The sequence below is a fragment of the Streptomyces sp. KLMMK genome (assembly GCF_036961605.1).
GTDB classification, from domain to species: domain Bacteria; phylum Actinomycetota; class Actinomycetes; order Streptomycetales; family Streptomycetaceae; genus Streptomyces; species Streptomyces telluris.
The window spans coordinates 1-3,370 of the sequence record NZ_JBAMDC010000557.1 but is presented as its reverse complement, the minus strand read 5'-3'; the positions used below and the strand labels follow the sequence as shown (position 1 = coordinate 3,370).

At 68.8% G+C, this 3,370-nt stretch carries 1 protein-coding gene; it reads right to left on the bottom strand.

All coding sequences use genetic code 11. The features are described 5' to 3' along the window. On the bottom strand, nt 1-3,370 hold a 3,370-nt coding region (locus tag V7793_RS35450; RefSeq protein WP_336013793.1), incomplete at both ends, for a multifunctional oxoglutarate decarboxylase/oxoglutarate dehydrogenase thiamine pyrophosphate-binding subunit/dihydrolipoyllysine-residue succinyltransferase subunit.

Sequence of the window (3,370 nt, the reverse complement as noted above, 5' to 3'; positions counted from 1 at the left end):
AACACCTCGTTGATCAGCGTCTGCTGCTCGGCCTGGTGACGCTTGGCCGAGCCGACCGCCGGGGACGAGGAGTGCGGACGGGAGATCCGCCGCAGCCGCTCGCGGGCCGGGACGTCGGCGCCGACGGCCAGGTCCAGGTGGTCGATCAGGTTCAGCGCGATGAACGGCCAGGCACCCTGGTTCGCCGGCTCCTCCTGCGCCCAGATGTACTTCTCGGCGTTCGGGAACTTGGCGATCTCGGCCTGGAGCTCCTCGCCCGGCAGCGGGTAGAGGCGCTCGATGCGGACGATGGCCGTGTCCGTGGCACCGCGCTTGGCGCGCTCGGCGGCCAGGTCGTAGTAGACCTTGCCGGAGCAGAAGACGACCTTGCGGACGTCCGCCGCGGCGACGGTGTCGTCACCGATGACCGGACGGAACTGGCCGCTGGTGAACTCCTCCGCCTTCGACGCCGCGGCCTTCAGACGCAGCATCGACTTCGGGGTGAAGACGATCAGCGGCTTGTGGTGCGGGTTGTGGACCTGCCAGCGCAGCAGGTGGAAGTAGTTCGACGGCAGCGTCGGCATGGCGACCGTCATGTTGTTCTGCGCGCAGAGCTGCAGGAAGCGCTCGACGCGGGCCGAGGAGTGGTCCGGGCCCTGGCCCTCGTAGCCGTGCGGCAGCAGCAGGGTGACACCAGAGGTCTGGTTCCACTTCTGCTCGGAGGAGGAGATGAACTCGTCGACGATGCTCTGGGCGCCGTTGACGAAGTCACCGAACTGGGCCTCCCACAGCACCAGCGCGTCCGGGCGGGCCAGCGAGTAGCCGTACTCGAAGCCCATCGCCGCGTACTCGCTGAGGAGCGAGTCGTAGACGTTGAAGCGGGCCTGCTCGTCGGACAGGTAGAGCAGCGGGGTGTAGTCCTCGCCGGTCTCGCGGTCGACGAGCACCGCGTGGCGCTGGCCGAAGGTGCCGCGGCGGGAGTCCTGGCCGGCGAGCCGGACCGGGGTGCCCTCCATCAGCAGCGAGCCGAAGGCGAGGGTCTCGCCCATGCCCCAGTCGATCGTGCCGTCCTCGATGCTGGCGGCGCGGCGCTGCAGCTGCGGCACCAGGCGCGGGTGCACCGTGACGTTCTCGGGCGTGGTGACCTGCGACTCGGCGATCCGCTTGAGGACCTCCTGGGAGATCGCGGTGTTCACCGCGACCGGGAAGCCGCCCAGCGGGGCCGGGACGGCGGCCGGAGCCGTCGCCGCGTCCGCGTCGCGGACCTCGACGAAGACCTTCTCCAGCTGGCCCTGGTAGTCCTGCAGGGCCTGCTCGGCCTCTTCCAGGGTGATGTCGCCCCGGCCGATCAGCGACTCGGTGTACAGCTTGCGCACCGAGCGCTTCTTGTCGATCAGGTCGTACATCAGCGGCTGGGTGAACGAGGGGTTGTCCGACTCGTTGTGCCCGCGGCGGCGGTAGCAGATCAGGTCGATGACGACGTCCTTGTTGAACGCCTGGCGGAACTCGAAGGCCAGCCGCGCGACGCGGACCACGGCCTCCGGGTCGTCACCGTTCACGTGGAAGATCGGCGCCTCGATCATCCGGGCGACGTCGGTGCAGTACATCGACGAGCGCGAGGACTCCGGCGGCGCGGTGAAGCCGACCTGGTTGTTGATGACGATGTGCACGGTGCCGCCGGTGCGGTAGCCGCGCAGCTGCGACATGTTCAGCGTCTCCGCGACGACGCCCTGGCCCGCGAAGGCCGCGTCGCCGTGCAGCTGGACCGGCAGGACGGTGAAGTCCGTGCCCGCCTTGCCGATGATGTCCTGCTTGGCGCGGGCGATGCCCTCGACGACCGGGTCGACCGTCTCCAGGTGGGAGGGGTTGGCGGCCAGCGAGACCTTGATCTGCTCGCCGTCCAGGCCGGTGAAGGTGCCCTCGGCGCCCAGGTGGTACTTCACGTCGCCGGAGCCGTGCATCGACTTCGGGTCGAGGTTGCCCTCGAACTCGCGGAAGATCTGGGCGTAGGACTTGCCGACGATGTTCGCGAGGACGTTCAGGCGGCCGCGGTGGGCCATGCCGATGACGACCTCGTCCAGACGCGCCTCGGCGGCGGCGTCCAGCACCGAGTCCAGCAGCGGGATGACGGACTCGCCGCCCTCCAGGGAGAAGCGCTTCTGGCCGACGTACTTCGTCTGCAGGAAGGTCTCGAAGGCCTCCGCGGCGTTCAGCCGGCGCAGGATGCGCAGCTGCTCCTCGCGCTCGGGCTTGGAGTGGCCGCGCTCGACGCGGTCCTGGATCCACTTGCGCTGCTTGGGGTCCTGGATGTGCATGAACTCGATGCCGGTGGTGCGGCAGTACGAGTCGCGCAGCACGCCGAGGATGTCGCGCAGCTTCATCATGGACTTGCCGGCGAAGCCGCCGACCGCGAACTCGCGCTCCAGGTCCCACAGGGTGAGGCCGTGCTCGGTGATGTCGAGGTCGGGGTGCTTGCGCTGGCGGTACTCCAGCGGGTCGGTGTCGGCCATGACGTGGCCGCGGACCCGGTAGGAGTGGATCAGCTCGAAGACGCGGGCGGCCTTGGTGACGTCGTCGTCGTGCGAGGCGTCGATGTCCTTGAGCCAGCGGACCGGCTCGTAGGGGATGCGCAGCGCCTCGAAGATCTCGTCGTAGAAGCCGTTCTCGCCGAGCAGCAGCTGGGCCATGATCCGCAGGAACTCGCCGGAGGCGGCGCCCTGGATCACCCGGTGGTCGTACGTCGAGGTCAGGGTCATGACCTTGGAGATGCCCATGCGGTTCAGGGCGTCCTGCGAGGTGCCCTGGAACTCGGCGGGGTAGTCCATCGCGCCGACGCCGAGGATCAGACCCTGGCCGGGCATCAGGCGCGGCACGGAGTGCACGGTGCCGATGCCGCCGGGGTTGGTCAGCGAGGCGGTGACGCCGGTGAAGTCGTCCATCGTCAGCTTGCCGATGCGGGCGCGGCGGACGATGTCCTCGTAGGCCTGCCAGAACTCGAAGAAGTTCAGCGTCTCGGCCTTCTTGATGGCCGCGACCACGAGCTGGCGGTCACCGTTCGGCTTGACCAGGTCGATCGCCAGGCCGAGGTTGACGTGCTCGGGCTTGACGAGGGTCGGCTTGCCGTCCTTCTCCGTGAAGGAGTGGTTCATGGACGGCATGAGCTTCAGCGCCTGCACCATGGCGTAGCCGATGAGGTGCGTGAAGGAGACCTTGCCGCCGCGGGCGCGCTTGAGGTGATTGTTGATCACGATGCGCTGGTCGAACAGCAGCTTCACCGGGACGGCGCGGACGGACGTGGCCGTCGGCAGCTCCAGGGAGGCGTTCATGTTCTTCGCGACCGCAGCGGCGGGACCGCGCAGGGTGACCAGCTCGGGGCCGGCGGCCGGCTCGG